The 14,449-nt window shown below is 70.7% G+C and carries 13 protein-coding genes; 6 read left to right on the top strand and 7 right to left on the bottom strand.

Going from position 1 to position 14,449, the window contains the following annotated elements; genetic code table 11:
* Nucleotides 1-264: 264 nt before the first annotated feature.
* Nucleotides 265-2,052: a glyoxylate carboligase gene (gene gcl / locus OG746_RS15990; protein WP_266715268.1), complete on the bottom strand. Its 1,788-nt coding sequence runs from the start codon at nucleotides 2,050-2,052 to the stop codon at nucleotides 265-267.
* Between the two features lie 286 nt (nucleotides 2,053-2,338).
* On the opposite strand from gcl, the gene OG746_RS15985 reads away from it, so the two are divergent.
* Both OG746_RS15985 and OG746_RS15980 read left to right on the top strand, forming a co-directional pair.
* Nucleotides 2,339-3,031, top strand: a complete 693-nt coding sequence (locus OG746_RS15985) for a hypothetical protein (RefSeq protein ID WP_266715267.1) — start codon at nucleotides 2,339-2,341, stop codon at nucleotides 3,029-3,031.
* Nucleotides 3,032-3,139: 108 nt separating this feature from the next.
* Nucleotides 3,140-3,646, top strand: coding sequence for a GNAT family N-acetyltransferase (locus tag OG746_RS15980; protein WP_266715266.1), 507 nt, complete (start codon nucleotides 3,140-3,142; stop codon nucleotides 3,644-3,646).
* A 24-nt stretch (nucleotides 3,647-3,670) separates the two neighbouring features.
* Here OG746_RS15980 and OG746_RS15975 read toward each other — a convergent pair whose 3' ends face one another.
* Both OG746_RS15975 and OG746_RS15970 read right to left on the bottom strand, forming a co-directional pair.
* On the bottom strand, nucleotides 3,671-5,293 hold the full coding sequence (locus tag OG746_RS15975; RefSeq protein ID WP_266715265.1) for an AMP-binding protein: 1,623 nt from the start codon (nucleotides 5,291-5,293) through the stop codon (nucleotides 3,671-3,673).
* The gene (locus OG746_RS15970; RefSeq protein ID WP_266715264.1) at nucleotides 5,290-7,005 is read right to left on the bottom strand and encodes an AMP-binding protein; all 1,716 of its coding nucleotides are present in this window, start codon (nucleotides 7,003-7,005) and stop codon (nucleotides 5,290-5,292) included. The genes OG746_RS15975 and OG746_RS15970 overlap by 4 nt, the downstream gene beginning before the upstream one ends.
* A 173-nt stretch (nucleotides 7,006-7,178) precedes the next feature.
* Between OG746_RS15970 and OG746_RS15965 the strand changes: the two genes are divergently transcribed.
* The gene (locus OG746_RS15965; RefSeq protein ID WP_266718988.1) at nucleotides 7,179-7,997 is read left to right on the top strand and encodes a response regulator transcription factor; all 819 of its coding nucleotides are present in this window, start codon (nucleotides 7,179-7,181) and stop codon (nucleotides 7,995-7,997) included.
* Between the two features lie 145 nt (nucleotides 7,998-8,142).
* Nucleotides 8,143-8,787, top strand: a complete 645-nt coding sequence (locus OG746_RS15960; RefSeq protein ID WP_266718986.1) for a LysE family translocator — start codon at nucleotides 8,143-8,145, stop codon at nucleotides 8,785-8,787.
* Between the two features lie 21 nt (nucleotides 8,788-8,808).
* Here OG746_RS15960 and OG746_RS15955 read toward each other — a convergent pair whose 3' ends face one another.
* On the bottom strand, nucleotides 8,809-9,927 hold the full coding sequence (locus tag OG746_RS15955) for a winged helix DNA-binding domain-containing protein (protein WP_266715263.1): 1,119 nt from the start codon (nucleotides 9,925-9,927) through the stop codon (nucleotides 8,809-8,811).
* Nucleotides 9,928-10,045: 118 nt separating this feature from the next.
* Between OG746_RS15955 and OG746_RS15950 the strand changes: the two genes are divergently transcribed.
* Nucleotides 10,046-11,206: a magnesium and cobalt transport protein CorA gene (locus OG746_RS15950; protein WP_266715262.1), complete on the top strand. Its 1,161-nt coding sequence runs from the start codon at nucleotides 10,046-10,048 to the stop codon at nucleotides 11,204-11,206.
* 15 nt (nucleotides 11,207-11,221) lie between these two features.
* Here OG746_RS15950 and OG746_RS15945 read toward each other — a convergent pair whose 3' ends face one another.
* Together OG746_RS15945 and OG746_RS15940 are read right to left on the bottom strand one after the other, a co-directional pair.
* Nucleotides 11,222-11,644, bottom strand: a complete 423-nt coding sequence (locus OG746_RS15945) for a DUF6003 family protein (RefSeq protein ID WP_266715261.1) — start codon at nucleotides 11,642-11,644, stop codon at nucleotides 11,222-11,224.
* A gap of 107 nt (nucleotides 11,645-11,751) precedes the next feature.
* Nucleotides 11,752-12,618 carry an SGNH/GDSL hydrolase family protein gene (locus OG746_RS15940; RefSeq protein WP_266715260.1) on the bottom strand — a complete coding sequence of 289 codons (867 nt, stop codon included), beginning with the start codon at nucleotides 12,616-12,618 and terminating at the stop codon, nucleotides 11,752-11,754.
* Between the two features lie 178 nt (nucleotides 12,619-12,796).
* On the opposite strand from OG746_RS15940, the gene OG746_RS15935 reads away from it, so the two are divergent.
* Nucleotides 12,797-14,065 (top strand): PucR family transcriptional regulator, encoded by a 1,269-nt coding sequence (locus OG746_RS15935; RefSeq protein WP_266715259.1) that lies wholly within the window; start codon nucleotides 12,797-12,799, stop codon nucleotides 14,063-14,065.
* A gap of 6 nt (nucleotides 14,066-14,071) precedes the next feature.
* Here the strand turns inward: OG746_RS15935 and OG746_RS15930 are convergent, their stop codons facing one another.
* Complete coding sequence (locus tag OG746_RS15930) at nucleotides 14,072-14,410, bottom strand: thioredoxin family protein (protein WP_266715258.1); 339 nt, start codon at nucleotides 14,408-14,410, stop codon at nucleotides 14,072-14,074.
* Between the last annotated feature and the right edge of the window lie 39 nt (nucleotides 14,411-14,449).

The raw sequence follows: 14,449 nt of genomic DNA, 5'->3' as shown, positions 1-14,449 counted from the left end.
GCCAACCCCGGCACAGGACCAGAACCCCGGTGCCGCGCACCCGCCGCCACAGACGCCAACCGCGGCACGGCTCCAGAACCCCGCCCCCGCGCATCGATGACGGCAGGCGTCCACTCCGGCAAAGCCCCGGTGCCGCACACCGATCACGTAAAGCGCCCACCCCGGCGAAGCCCCCCCCCGGCCCCGCGCAACATACCCACCCGCACAACCAAGCGCGGGCCGCCGGTTCGCGTGGAACCGGCGGCCCGCCCAGGGGCGTACGACTCAGACCTTCAGCGGCCGGATGGCCGTCGGTGCGTGGCCCGGCTCCGTGGCCAGCTCCTCGAACTCCTTGACCGCGCTGATGTCCGCGGTCGGGCTCATGGAGATGTTCGTGATCCGCTCCAGGATCGCCTCGACGACGACCGGGACCTGGAACTCCTGGGCCATCTTCTTGGCCTGCTCGAAGGCCGTACCCAGCTCGTTCGGGTCCGTCACCCGGATCGCCTTGCAGCCGAGCCCCTCGGCCACCTTGACGTGGTCGACACCGTAGACACCCAGCTCGGGGCTGTTCTGGTTCTCGAACTCCAGGTTGACCTGGAAGTTGATGTCGAGGCCGATCTGAGCCTGGCGGATCAGGCCCAAGTAGGCGTTGTTCACCAGGACATGGACGTACGGGATGCGGTGCTGCGCCCCGACCGCCAGCTCCTCGATCATGAACTGGAAGTCGTAGTCGCCGGAGAGGGCGACCACCTGCGTGTCCGGGTCGGCCTTGGAGACGCCGAGCGCGGCCGGGATGGTCCAGCCGAGCGGGCCGGCCTGGCCGCAGTTGATCCAGTGGCGCGGCTTGTAGACGTGCAGCATCTGCGCGCCCGCGATCTGCGACAGACCGATGGTCGTCACGTACCGCGTGTCCTTGCCGAACGCCTTGTTCATCTCCTCGTAGACGCGCTGCGGCTTCATGGGGATGTCGTCGAAGTGCGTACGACGCTGCAGCGTGGACTTGCGCTCCAGGTGCGAGGCGACCCACGCGGAGCGGTCCGGCAGCTTGCCCGCGGCCTTCAGCTCCTTCGCGACCTCGACGAAGAGCTCGAGCGCGACCTTCGCGTCGGAGGCGATCCCGTAGTCCGGCGCGAAGATCTTGCCGATCTGCGTCGGCTCGATGTCGACGTGCACGAACTTGCGCTCGCCCTGGTAGACGTCGAGCTTGTACCCGGTGTGCCGGTTGGCCCACCGGTTGCCGATACCGAGGACGAAGTCCGACTCCAGGAACGTGGCGTTGCCGTACCGGTGACCGGTCTGCTGGCCCACCATGCCCGCGTTCAGCTCGTGGTCGTCGGGGATCGTGCCCCAGCCCATCAGCGTAGGAATGACAGGCGTGTTGGTGACCTCGGCGAACTCGACGAGCAGCTCGCTCGCGTCCGCGTTGATGATGCCGCCGCCCGCGACGATCAGCGGCCGCTCGGACTCGACGAGGAGCTTGACCGCCTTCTCGATCTGCGCGCGGCTCGCGGCCGGCTTGTAGACCGGCAGCGGCTCGTACGTCTCCGGGTCGAACTCGATCTCCGTCTGCTGGACGTCGATGGGGAGGTCGATGAGGACCGGACCCGGACGACCCGAACGCATCAGGTGGAAGGCCTGCTGGAAGATGCCCGGGACCTGCGCGGCCTCCAGGACCGTCACCGCCATCTTCGCGACCGGCTTGGCGATCGAGGCGATGTCGACGGCCTGGAAGTCCTCCTTGTGCAGCAGGTGACTCGGCGCCTGACCCGTGATGCACAGGATCGGGATCGAGTCGCCCGTGGCGGAGTACAGGCCGGTGATCATGTCGGTCCCCGCGGGACCCGAAGTGCCGATGCAGACACCGATGTTGCCCGGGTTGGCCCGGGTGTAGCCCTCGGCCATGTGCGAGGCGCCCTCGACGTGGCGGGCGAGCGTGTGGTCGATGCCACCGCTCTCCTTGAGCTCCTTGTAGAAGGGGTTGATGGCGGCACCGGGCACGCCGAACGCATTGCTGACGCCCTCGCGCTTGAGGATCTCAACGGCCGCGCGGGCGGCGGTCATTCGAGCCATGAGTGCTCCCGACTCCTGCTGTGACTGTGTACGGCTGTGCAGCTGTACAACTACGGCTACGGCTGTGGCTGTCGGATTCGCGCTCCCGTCGCGCCCCGCGGCGAGCTCTGAATTCCGTCGCCTAGTCCCGCGCTCGCTTCCCGATCGATCCCTCGATCACTTTCACGATGCGGAAACTAGGTTCTGCTATATGGAAGCAATGTAGAGGGGCGCTTTGGAGGCCGTCAAGGTGGATGATGAGACAGACGTCGATCCGTTTCCGGGGCAGGACCGAGGGGGAGTTGCCATGGCCGAGCCCACCCACCTGCGCTGCCCCACCTGCCGGCGCGAGCATCTGTACGCACCCCAGGCCCTGCCCTGCGCCTGTGGCGCGCCCGTCGCGCCGCCGATGGTGCGCGGCGCGGCTCCCGTCCCCGTCTCCGAGCGCACCTGGGACGACGACTGGGTGACGCTGCGCTGCCCCATGTGCGGGCGGCACGACCGGTGGCCCCGGCCGGAGCTGGGCTGCGCCTGCGGCTCGGTGCTGCGCGTCCCGGTCCACGACGACCAGGCGCCCGCGCCCGCCCACATCCCGCTGCCGCGCACGGCCGCGCCCCCGCGCCCCGCGTTCCAGCCCGTCGCCATCCGCACCGCGCGCGACGCCGTGACGGCCGTGGCGCTGTATCTGCGCTGGCTCGGCTACGACGACGTACGCAGGGCCGACCAGCGCCCGCCCTCCGGCATCGGACTCGCGGCGCGCGGGGTCGTCGTCCAGGTCGAGCCGTCGGTGCGGCCCGCGACGCTGCGCGACGTGGAGTGCCTGTGGCTGCAGTCGATGACGGAGTCCGCGGCCTGCGCCTATTTCTCGCTGGCCGGTTACGCGGACGAGGCCAGCACCCGCGCCGACGCCCTCGGCGTCCCGCTGTTCGTCCTCGACCTCGCCGGGGTTCCGCAGCCGGTGAACAGCCCGGCGGACGAGCTGATCGCGGGCGGGGCGTAAGCACGTAGGCGCGCGGCACATAGACGCACGACACGTAGGCGCGCCGCACATAGGCACCCGGCACATAATTCCGGTGACCCGGCGCCCCCACCTCGGCATACTCTCCGGGTGATCATTCGCAGCGCCGAGCCCGCCGACCTCCCCCGCCTCCAGGCGATCGAGTCGGCCGCGGGCGAGATCTTCCGTACGGTCGGCATGGCCGCGATCGCCGACGACGCGCCACCCACGGTCGCCGAACTGGAGCGGTTCCGGCGGGCGGGGCACGCCTGGGTCGCGGCCGAGGACACCGGAACCGTGGTCGCCTACCTGGTCGCCGAGGCCGTCGACGGCGCCTTCCACATCGAGCAGGTCACCGTGCACCCGGACGCCGCCCGCCGCGGCGTGGGTCAGACCCTGATCGCGTGCGCCGCCGACTGCGCGCGCGACCAGGGCCTGACCGGCCTCACCCTGACCACGTTCGCCGACGTTCCGTGGAACGCCCCGTACTACGAGCGCCTCGGTTTCCGCCGGCTCTCCGGGGCCGGGCTCACACCGGGGCTGCGCGCGATCCGCGCGGCCGAGGCCGAGCACGGCCTGGACCGGTGGCCCAGGGTGTGCATGCGAAGGGAGCCGTGAGCCCCCTTATTGCGGTTGCCGGTTCTACAACTCCCCGTACCCCTCTCGGAGTTCCACCTTCCGGACCTTCCCGCTGACGGTCATCGGGAACCGTTCGAGAAGACGCAGACGGCTCGGGATTTTGTAGTGCGCGAGCCGGTCGCGACAGAAGGCGCGCACTTCGTCGAGGGTCAGCGCCTCCACGGGGTCGCGCAGGATCACACAGGCGAGCACCTCCTCGCCGTACTTCTCGTGCGGCACGCCCACGACCTGCACGTCGGCGATCTTCGGATGCCCGTAGAGGAACTCCTCGATCTCGCGCGGGGAGATGTTCTCGCCGCCGCGGATGATCATGTCCTTGATGCGCCCGACGATCTGCCCGTAGCCGTCCTCGCGGATGACCGCGAGGTCGCCCGTGTGCATCCACCGGCCGGCGTCGATGACCTCGGCGGTCTTCTCCGGCTCGCCCCAGTAGCCGAGCATCACGCTGTACCCGCGCGTGCACAGCTCACCGGGTTCGCCGCGCGGCAGCGTGACGCCGGTGACCGGGTCGATCACCTTGACCTCGATGTGCGGCAGGACGCGGCCGACGGTGCCGGTGCGGCGCTCCAGGTCGTCGTCGCGGCGCGTCTGCAAGGAGACGGGGGACGTCTCGGTCATGCCGTAACAGATGGAGACCTCAGCCATGTGCATCTCGGCGACGACCCGCTTCATCACCTCGACCGGACACGGGGAGCCCGCCATGATCCCCGTACGCAGACTGCTCAGGTCGTACGTCGCGAAGTCGGGCAGGTTCAACTCCGCGATGAACATGGTCGGTACGCCGTACAGCGACGTGCACCGCTCCTGCTGCACGGCGCGCAGGGTGGCGGCCGGTTCGAAGGACGGGCCGGGGATGACGATGCACGCACCGTGCGAGGTGGCGCCGAGGTTCCCCATCACCATGCCGAAGCAGTGGTAGAAGGGCACGGGCAGACACACCCGGTCCTGCTCGGTGTAGCCGACCGTCTCCCCCACCCAGTACCCGTTGTTGAGGATGTTGTGGTGGGAGAGCGTGGCGCCCTTCGGGAAGCCGGTCGTGCCGGAGGTGTACTGGAGGTTGACCGGGTCGTCGCAGGACAACTCGGTTTCCCTTGCCGCCAGTTGGTCATCCGTGACGCCGTCCGCTGCCGCCACCAGGGCGTCCCAGCTGTCCGTGCCGATGAAGACCGGCTCGCGCAACTGCGGGCATTGGGGAGCCACTTGCCGTACGAGCTCGCGGTAGTCCGTGCCCTTGTGCTCGGTCGACGAGACGAGGAGCGAGACACCCGACTGCTTGAGCACGAACGCCAACTCGTGCGCCCGGTAGGCGGGGTTGATGTTCACCATGATCGCGCCGATCCGCGCGGTCGCGTACTGCACGAGCACCCACTCGGCACAGTTGACCGCCCAGATGCCGACGCGGTCCCCCTTGGCGATCCCCCGGGCCATCAGCCCGCGCGCCAAATTCCCTACCGCGTAGCCGAATTGGGCGTACGTCCAGCGGCGCCCGTCGGCCATGTCGACCAGCGCCTCGTTGTCGGGCCAGGCCTCGACGGCCCGCCGCAGGTTGCGGCCGACGGTGTCGCCGAGGAGCGGCGCCTCGCCGGCCCCGTGCGTGTACGACAACTCCTGCGGTGCGGCGCTCACTTGAAGTCCTCCTCGCGGTACTCGGCGACGGAGCCCTTGGCCGTGGCCTCGCGCAGCTCGATGCGGCGGATCTTCCCGGAGACCGTCTTGGGCAGCTCGGCGAACTCGATGCGGCGCACGCGCTTGTACGGGGCGAGGACCGCGCGGGAGTGCTCGAAGAGCAACTCGGCGGCGTCCGGGCCCGGTTCGAATCCCTCGGCGAGCACGACGTACGCCTTCGGGACGGCGAGCCGCAGTGCGTCGGGGGCGGGCACGACGGCCGCCTCGGCAACCGCCTCGTGTTCGAGCAGTGCGCTCTCCAGCTCGAAGGGGCTGATCTTGTAGTCGCTGGCCTTGAAGACGTCGTCGGCGCGGCCCACATACGTGAGGTAGCCGTCGGCGTCGCGGGAGCCGATGTCGCCGGTGCGGTAGTAGCCGCCCGCCATCGACTCCGCCGTGCGCTCCGGGTCGCCGTGATAGCCGACCATCAGGCCGACGGGGCGGGCGGAGAGGTCCAGGCTGATCTCACCCTCGTCCGCGCCGGGCGCACCGGTCACCGGGTCGAGCAGCTCGACCTTGAAGCCGGGGCTCGGGCGCCCCATGGAGCCGGACTTGAGGCGCTGGCCGGGGCTGTTGGAGACCTGGACGGAGGTCTCGGTCTGCCCGAAGCCGTCGCGGATGGTGATGCCCCAGGCGCGCTCGACCTGCTCGATGACCTCGGGGTTCAGCGGTTCGCCCGCGGCGACGACCTCCCTGGGCGGCGTACGCAGGGCGGTGAGGTCGGCCTGGATGAGCATGCGCCACACGGTGGGCGGCGCACAGAAGGACGTCACTCCCGCGCGGTCCATCGTGGCCATCAGGCGCCCCGCGTCGAAGCGCGTGTAGTTGTAGAGGAAGACGGTCGCCTCGGCGTTCCACGGCGCGAAGAAGTTCGACCAGGCGTGCTTGGCCCAGCCGGGCGAGGAGATGTTGAGGTGGACGTCGCCGGGGCGCAGGCCGATCCAGTACATCGTCGCCAAATGCCCGATGGGGTACGAGACATGGGTGTGCTCGACCAGCTTGGGGCGGGCGGTCGTGCCGGACGTGAAGTACAGGAGCAGCGGGTCCTCGGCGCCGGTCACCCCGTCGGGCTCGAAGGTGTCGGCGGCGCCGGCGGCGTCCTCGTAGGCGAGCCAGCCCTCGTCGGCCGCGGCCGCGCCGACCACGATCCGGGAGTACTCCCCCGGCACCTCGCCGAACTTGGCGACGTCCTCGGGGCGGGCGACGACGTGCCGGGCACGGCCGCGCTCCACGCGGTCGGTCAGATCGGCGGGGCCGAGCAGCGGCGTGGCGGGGATGACGACGGCCCGCAGCTTCATCGCGGCGAGCATCACCTCCCACAGCTCGACCTGGTTGCCGAGCATGAGCAGCACCCGGTCGCCCGCGCCGACCCCGTGCCCGCGCAGCCAGTTGGCGACCTGGTTGGAGCGGCGGCGCATGGTGTCGAAGGAGAACCGCGCCTCGGAGTCGTCCTCCTCGACGATGTGCAGGGCGGTCTTGTCGTTGCCTTCGGCGATGACGTCGAACCAGTCGAGGGCCCAGTTGAAACGCTCGGGGCGGGGCCAGGCGAAGCCCTCGTACGCCGACTCGTAGTCCCGTGCGTGCTGCAACAGGAAGTCACGGGCTGTGCGGAACTGTTCCGTGGATCCGTTCGCCGCGGATCCGTTCGCCGTCGGTCCGTTCGCCGTCGTCATCTGCGCTCCGTATGTCCTTGGGTGGCCCGGGATCCACCGCATGTCCCGCACCGTCGCGGGACGTGTCTGCCATCGTGTAGGGAGTGACGCAGGTCTCACCACCCCCATACGGGGGTGAACAGTGCGCGGCGAGGTGATGGACGGTGGGCGCAGGAACGGCCGAGGCGGTCGAGATGCGGGCTGCGCTGGTGCGGCTGCGCCGGGGCACGGGGCTTCCCGTGGCGTTCGGCGGGCTGACCGCGAGCGCGGGCCGGGCAGCGGGGCAGGTACGGATCGCCGAACTCAGCGGCGCGTCGACCGGCGCGCTGCGCGGCCTCGGCATCACGGCGGGCAACGGTCTCGGCGGCAAGGCCCTGAGCCTCGCCAGGGCGTGCGCCGTCACCGACTACCAGGGCTCGCGGCACATCAGCCACGAGTACGACGCCGCGGTCGCGACCGAGGGCCTGCACTCGGTCCTCGCGGTGCCCGTCGTCGTACGACGCCGGGTGCGGGGCGTCCTGTACGGGGCGCTGCGCGCGGCCCGGCCGCTCGGCGACCGGGCGCTCGACGCGGCGATGGCGGCCGCGCGGGACGTGGAGCAGGCGCTGGTGGTGCGCGACGAGGTCCAGTCCCTGCTGGCCGTGACGCGGGCTCCGGCCGCCGACGACGCCGGGTCGTGGGAGGAGGTCCGGGAGGCGCACGGGGCGCTGCGGGCGCTCGCGCCGAAGCTCGTCGACCCCGGGCTGCGGGGCGAGCTGCTCGCGGTGTGCGGCAAGTTGGCCCTGGCGTCGGATCCGGTGCGGCCCGCGGAGGCGCCGGTGCGGCTCACGCCGCGCGAGGTGGACGTGCTCGCGTGCGTGGCGGCGGGCGCGACGAACGCGGGGGCGGGCGAGCGGCTCGGCCTGCGCCCGGAGACCGTGAAGGGGTATCTCCGCTCCGCCATGCGGAAGTTGGGGACGCACACGCGGGGAGAGGCCGTGGTGGCGGCTCGGCGGGCGGGGATATTGCCGTAGGGGTGACGGCGGGTTGATGGTGGGGCCCGGCGATTGTCAGTGGCGTGGGCTTCAATGGTCTGCGTGGGGTTCTACGTGCGGTTCTGCGTGGGGTTCCGCGTGCGGTGAGGGACGAGGCGGGAGGGGGCGGAGGACCATGGCGGACATGGTGTCGATGGACCGGTACCTGGCGTTCGCGGCGATGTCGCTGCTGGTGATCGTGGTTCCGGGGCCGAGCGTGCTGTTCGTGATCGGGCGGGCGCTCGCGCACGGGCGACGTACAGCGGTGGCGACGGCGCTCGGCAATGTCGTCGGCTCGTACCTGCTGGTGGTGGCGGTGGCGCTCGGTATCGGCGCGCTCGTGGAGCGGTCGGCGTCGCTGTTCCTGGCGGTGAAGTTCGCGGGCGCGGCGTACCTCGTGTACCTGGGCGTGCAGGCGTTCCGGCACCGGCGCGACCTGAAGGCCTCGGACATACGGGGCCCGGCGGGACCACCGCGCGGCGATCTGCGCACCGTGGCCGACGGAGTGCTCGTGGGAGTCACCAACCCGAAGGGCATCGTGTTCTTCGCGGCGGTGCTCCCGCAGTTCGTGAACCACGACGTGGGTCATGTCACCACGCAGATGCTCCTGTTGGGCCTGATCCCGATCTCCATAGGCCTGGTCACCGACACGCTGTGGGGGCTCACCGCGTCGGCGGCGCGCACCTGGTTCGCGCGCTCGGACCGGCGGCTCTCGATGATCGGCGGGACGGGCGGCTTCGCGCTGATAGGCCTCGGCGTGACGGTGGCGGCGACGGGCCGCGCGGACTGAGGAGCGCGTACAGGCCGTGGGTCATGTGCGGACGGTGCCGAAGTCCACGGTGACCGGTCCCGGAGCTTCCAGGACGGCGGCGGTGCGCTCCGCTTCGGCGACGAGTTCGTCCTGCTGGGTGGGCGTGAGCTTCCGGAAGGGTTCGAGGGTGAGCACGCTGCCGACCGCCCCCTCCTTACTCTCCTTGCCCTCCTTGAGGGTCCACAGCCCCGCCAGGAATCCATCGACGAGGAACGTCAAGTAGGCGGTGTTCACCTGCCAGTTGCGGCCCCGGTCGACCTCGTGGATCACTCGGGTGCGGTCGGCGTGCGACAGGAGGAGGTTGTCGAACTCGGCGAGCAGCCGCGGCGGCGCGGGCGTGTCCTCGTCGGGGCGGGGAGCGTCGGGCAGGTCGAACAGTTCGACGCCGTGCTCGTCGCGGAAGGTCACGAGCCGGGGCCGCAGCCGCTCGAAGGCCTCCTTGGTCCGGGTGATGCCGGCCCACTGCTGGAAGTCCTTCACCGAGGCGGGCCCGAAGGCGCCGAGGTAGCGGAGGATCGTGTCGTCCGGGGCGGGCGTCGGCTCGGTGGTCCGGCCGAACCACTGCTCGGCGGTGGTCAGCCGCACCCCGCCGCTGCGCCGCCACAGGCCGCGCGGTGTGACCTGGACGAGGGGGAGGCAGCCGCGGGCCGCGATGGTGAGGGCCTGTGGGTCGGCATCGGGCCAGTGCCCGAGGAGCAGCTCGCGGATCTCCTTCGGGGTGCGCGGCTCCTCCTCGACGTACCGGCGGGTCAGCTCGGTGAGCCGGTCGAGGTCGACGCCGACGAGGCCCTTGCGGAACATCCGCAGCTCGCGGTCGCGGGCGGGCTGCACGAGGGGACGCAGCGTCATGCAGTCGTCGGCGGTGTGCATATGGATGGTGGAGCGCATGGTGACGAGCCGGGCCACGCGGCGCGCTTCCAGGGCGGTGGAGAGCGCGGCGGGGGTGAAGTCGGCGAGGCGCGCGGCGAGCGCGAGATACGGCGGCCGTACCTCCTGCGCCTGCAACCCGACCAGCCGGTCGATGGTGTCCTCGGCACTCAACGGGCGCCGTTCGAGCAGGAGTTGGCGCTCCAGGGTGGCGCGCCCCAGGGCGCGGGCGGACATCGGCTTCGTCGTCATACGGGGAAGGTAACGGGAAATTAGGTCGGATGCGGTCCGCGATGCGCTGCACCGTGATGTCACCTTCGCTGGTTACGCTGCCGGGGACCCGGCAGCGTAACCACGGAGGGAGGCGGCGATGACACGACGGCAGGGACGAGCCGGCCGGAACGAGCACGGTGGGGCGCGCCGCTACTCCTGGCGCCGGTCGGCCGACCAGACGCCCCCACCGTCCGATCCGCCGACCGCGCCCGCGACCGCCCCGGCGCCGCAGGACCAGGACACCGTGGTGAACGCGGCGCTGTACCGGGACGGGGTGCGGGTCGCGACCCCGGAGACCCTCACGGACACCTACCGGCAGCTGCGCGAGAAGCCGCGCACGATGGCGTGGATCGGCCTGGCCCGCCCCTCCGACTCGGAACTCAAGTCGCTGGCCGCCGAGTTCGACCTGCACGACCTCGCGGTCGAGGACGCGCTGGAGGCACATCAGCGCCCGAAGCTGGAGCGCTACGGCGAGACCCTCTTCGTCGTCCTGCGCGCGGCCCGCTATCTGGACGCGCAGGAGGAGGTCGACTTCGGCGAGCTGCACGTGTTCGTGGGCCCCGACTTCGTCATCACGGTCCGGCACGGCGCGGCCCCCGACCTCTCGGCGGTCCGCGGCCGCATGGAGGCCACCCCCGACCTGCTCCGGCTCGGCCCGGAGGCGGTCCTCTACGCCATCCTCGACGCGGTCGTCGACGGCTACGCGCCGGTGGTGTCCGGCGTCCAGAACGACGTCGACGAGATCGAGACGGAGGTCTTCTCCGGCGCCCCCGCCGTCTCGCGCCGCATCTACGAACTCTCCCGGGAAATGGTCGAGTTCCAGCGCGCGACCCGCCCCCTGGTCGGCATGCTGCACGCCCTGATGGCGGGCTTCGCGAAGTACGGCACGGACGAGGAGCTCCAGCGCTACCTCCGCGACGTGGCCGACCACGTCACCCACACCAGCGAACGCGTCGACTCGTTCCGCCAGGCCCTCGCCGACATCCTCACGGTGAACGCGACACTGGTCACCCAGCAGCAGAACGCGGAGATGCGGGCACTCGCGGAGGCCGGCTTCGAACAGAACGAGGAGATCAAGAAGATCTCCAGCTGGGCGGCGATCCTCTTCGCCCCCACCCTCGTCGGCACCGTCTACGGCATGAACTTCGATCACATGCCGGAGTTGCACTGGGTGCTCGGATACCCGCTCTCGATCGCCTTGATGGCCACGGTCTGCGTCAGTCTGTACTTCATCTTCAAGCGACGCGACTGGCTCTGAGCGACCTCTCTCGGCTCACGCCATGAGGCGGCCGATGTCCTGAGGGTCCAGACCGGTCAGCCGGGCGATCCGTTCGCCCGGAACTCCTGCCTCCAGGGCCCGGTGCACGAGCGCCTCCCAGCCCTGCGTCGTCTGCCGGAACTCCAGCAGTTCGCTCTCCATGTCCGTGACCGACTGCGGGGCACACTCCTGCTCGACCCGCAGCGCTTCCTCCTCGCTCAGCGGAACGGGCAAGTGCTCCGCGCCCTCGGGCAGGAAGGCCTTCGCCTGGGCCGGAAGGATCCTGACCTGATCCGACGTCACCGAGACGCCATGCGCCTTCAGCCACCCGCGTACGGCAGGTGTCTCCGCGCACTCCAGGTCGCCGACGACAGCCAGCGGCGCCCCCAGCCGGGGCCGGCGGTCCGGAAGAAGAAACAGGTATGCGTCATCGGACATCTCGCGGAATCGCCTTCTCGATCGGACCTCAGCGGGCTCACTGATGCTAGCGCCCCTGGCCTCCCGCGGGACCGCACCATGGTGCGGCACGGCCGGCCCACCTGAACCTAGGAAGAGCCACCCACCGCCGCGGCAACGGCTCCGCCGATGGCCTTCGAGCCGGCGGCGTTGGGGTGCAGCGGGGCGGCGATGTGGGTCGGGACCAGGCCTTCGAGGTACCGGTCGGCGGGTGCCGCGCAGCTGTCGTGGCCGACGCCGAGGGGGTAGGTGTCGACGAAGGTCGCTCCGTGGTCCTGAGCCGTCTTCTTCAGGGTGGCACCGAGGTGGTTGACCGTGTTCTGGATGTAGGTGGCGTCGACGTCCCAGATGGGCTGGGTGGGGAAACAGCCGCCGGGGCGGATGTAGTTGCCGTATCCGATGACGAACACATCGGCATTGGGGGCCAGTTCGTTGACGCGGTCCAGAGTGGCCGCGAACTTCGGCGCCCAGGCGTCGATGTCGGCCTTCAGTGTGTCGACGCCACCCTTGGTGTAGGCGGCGGCGCAGCTGCTGCCCAGCGGCTTGGCCGCGACGTTGACGCAGCGGAGGGTCGCGGCGACCAGGTTGGTGTCGTTGCCGCCGATGGTGAGGGTGACGAGGTCCGTGTCCTCGTCGAGGGCGTCGAATTGGGGTGCGGTGCCCGGGTGTTGGGAACTGCTGAAGTTCTCGACGGTGGCGCCCGAGCAGCTGACGTCGGTCAGCTTCGCCCCGAGCGCCTTGGCCGCGATGTGCGGGTAGTCGGCCAGGGACCTCAGGCACAGCAGATTCGAGGTGTCGGTCGGGAGCACCAGCGGGGCGGCGGCGTACGAGTCCCCCATCGCCACGTAGTCGAGGGGGTCGGCGGCCGCGGCCGTGGCCGTGGGGACGGCGGCGGGAGTCGCCAGAGCGGATGCGGCGATGACGGCTGTCAGCACGGCGCGCGAACGGGAGAACACGGGGCTCCTTCGAGGGGTTGGCGGTGCGCGCGAACGCACCGGTCGACGCGGCTCTCGCCCGGCGGGCAGACAGACGGGCACGCCGTTTACCGGCCGGTAAGTTTGTGGTGGGATACATCATGTCGGCGCACCGGCTCCCCGCTTCCGGTCGGGAGAACAGCGTTTCGCGAGGTGTTTTGTGGCTGCGTACAAACCCGAAGGCATCACCGTCGGCGGCGAAGACCTCCAGCACTACCTCCTGAGCTCCCTGCACCGGCTCCAGGGGGAGGTCGTGGAACGGCTGCGGGTGCGGCTCCCCGTCTACGGCAAACTTCCCGCCGAACAGCTCACGGGCGATGTCACACGCATGGTCCGGCGCGGGATCAACGGCTTCGCCCAGGTACTGACCGACGGCCAGATGCCCGGCCCCGAGCAGCTCGCCGAGCTGAGCGGCTCGGCCGCACGGCGCGCCGAGGAAGGACTGCCCGCCGAGGCGGTGGTGGCCGCCTACTTCCTCGGCGCCCGCCTGTGCGTGGACGAGGTCGCGGCCAGGGCGCGCGGCGAGGACCTGGCGGCTCTCACCACGCTGCACCGGCTGATCCTCGAATACCTGCAACTCGTCACCACCGCCGTCACGGCCGGCTACCTCCAGGAGATGCGGTCCACGGCCGGTGAGCGGCACAGCGCCCAACAGCTGTTGCTCAACGCCCTGTTGGAGGGCCGGGCCGACTCGGCGACCGCGAGTGGGGCCGGCCCGCCCCTGCCGCCCGGCTACCTGGTCCTCTCCCTCTCCCTGTCCCTCGCCCCGCACCCGGACGAGCGGGCCCCCGACGTCGACCCGGCCGTCGCCGCTCAGCGCAAGCTCCGCCGCGTACGCACCGAACTCGACCTGCACACCCGAGGTGCCGCACTCACCTCACTCACCACCGACGGCGGAATCGCCCTGCTGCCCTGCGAGACCGATCCCGACGGCCTCACCCCGGCCCACTGGGACAACACCGCACAGCTGACAACCCACCTCGAACGGGCCGCCGGCAGCCCCGTCCACGCCGCGGCCGTCCCCGCGCTCCCCCGCGACATCCCCGAGGCCTGCCCCGTCGCCGCCGAACTGACCCACATCGCCACCGCCTCGGCCCGGCCGCCCGGCCTCTACCGGCTGGAAGACCTGGCCATCGAGTACCAGCTCTCCCGACCGGGCCCGGCCCGCGACCACATGGCCCGGCTCCTCGATCCGCTGCACGGTCACCACGACCTGCTGCTCACCCTCAGCACCTACCTGCGGCACGACGCGGACCGACGCCGCACGGCCCAGAACCTCAACGTGCACCCCAACACCGTGCTCTATCGGCTGCGCAGGATCACCGACCTGACAGGCATGGACGCCACCCGCCCCGCCGACGTACCCACCCTCCACGCCGCACTCACCTGCCGCACCCTCCGGCAGGCCCCCGACACCGGGCACCACTGAAGCCGCTCAGAGGTGGCCGTCCAGGACCTTCCGTACCTCGGCGGTGGTCATGGGCCCCGTGCCGTGCGCCACCGCCTCTCCCACCTTCAGCAGGACATACGACGGAGCCCCGGTGACCCCGTACCGCTCGGTCGCGGCCGGACAACGCGTGATGTCAACGCGGACGACCGTCAGGCGGCCCGCGCAGTCGTCGGCGATGCCACCCACGACGAGGTCCATCACGCGGCAGGGCTCGATCGCCTTGGGCCATGTCCCGGTGAAGTATGCGAGGACCGGAACTCCGCTCATCCCGAGGATGAAATCGAACTCCGCGTCCTCACGGGGTCGGTGTATCCGGCTCGCCATGGAAGCTCCTGCTCTCACGTTCCGTCATTCCGTCCCCAT

Source organism: Streptomyces sp. NBC_01016, from assembly GCF_026341035.1.
GTDB lineage: Bacteria > Actinomycetota > Actinomycetes > Streptomycetales > Streptomycetaceae > Streptomyces.
This window is presented reverse-complemented; position numbering and strand designations above follow the sequence as displayed.

What these genes read in the sequence shown, in the direction of transcription:
- gcl (WP_266715268.1), bottom strand. Translation starts at nt 2,052, where the DNA reads ATGGCTCGAATGACCGCCGCCCGCGCGGCCGTTGAGATCCTCAAGCGC.
- OG746_RS15985 (WP_266715267.1), top strand. Translation starts at nt 2,339, where the DNA reads ATGGCCGAGCCCACCCACCTGCGCTGCCCCACCTGCCGGCGCGAGCAT.
- OG746_RS15970 (WP_266715264.1), bottom strand. Translation starts at nt 7,005, where the DNA reads ATGACGACGGCGAACGGACCGACGGCGAACGGATCCGCGGCGAACGGA.
- OG746_RS15965 (WP_266718988.1), top strand. Translation starts at nt 7,179, where the DNA reads ATGCGGGCTGCGCTGGTGCGGCTGCGCCGGGGCACGGGGCTTCCCGTG.
- OG746_RS15960 (WP_266718986.1), top strand. Translation starts at nt 8,143, where the DNA reads ATGGTGTCGATGGACCGGTACCTGGCGTTCGCGGCGATGTCGCTGCTG.
- OG746_RS15955 (WP_266715263.1), bottom strand. Translation starts at nt 9,927, where the DNA reads ATGACGACGAAGCCGATGTCCGCCCGCGCCCTGGGGCGCGCCACCCTG.
- OG746_RS15950 (WP_266715262.1), top strand. Translation starts at nt 10,046, where the DNA reads ATGACACGACGGCAGGGACGAGCCGGCCGGAACGAGCACGGTGGGGCG.
- OG746_RS15945 (WP_266715261.1), bottom strand. Translation starts at nt 11,644, where the DNA reads ATGTCCGATGACGCATACCTGTTTCTTCTTCCGGACCGCCGGCCCCGG.
- OG746_RS15930 (WP_266715258.1), bottom strand. Translation starts at nt 14,410, where the DNA reads ATGGCGAGCCGGATACACCGACCCCGTGAGGACGCGGAGTTCGATTTC.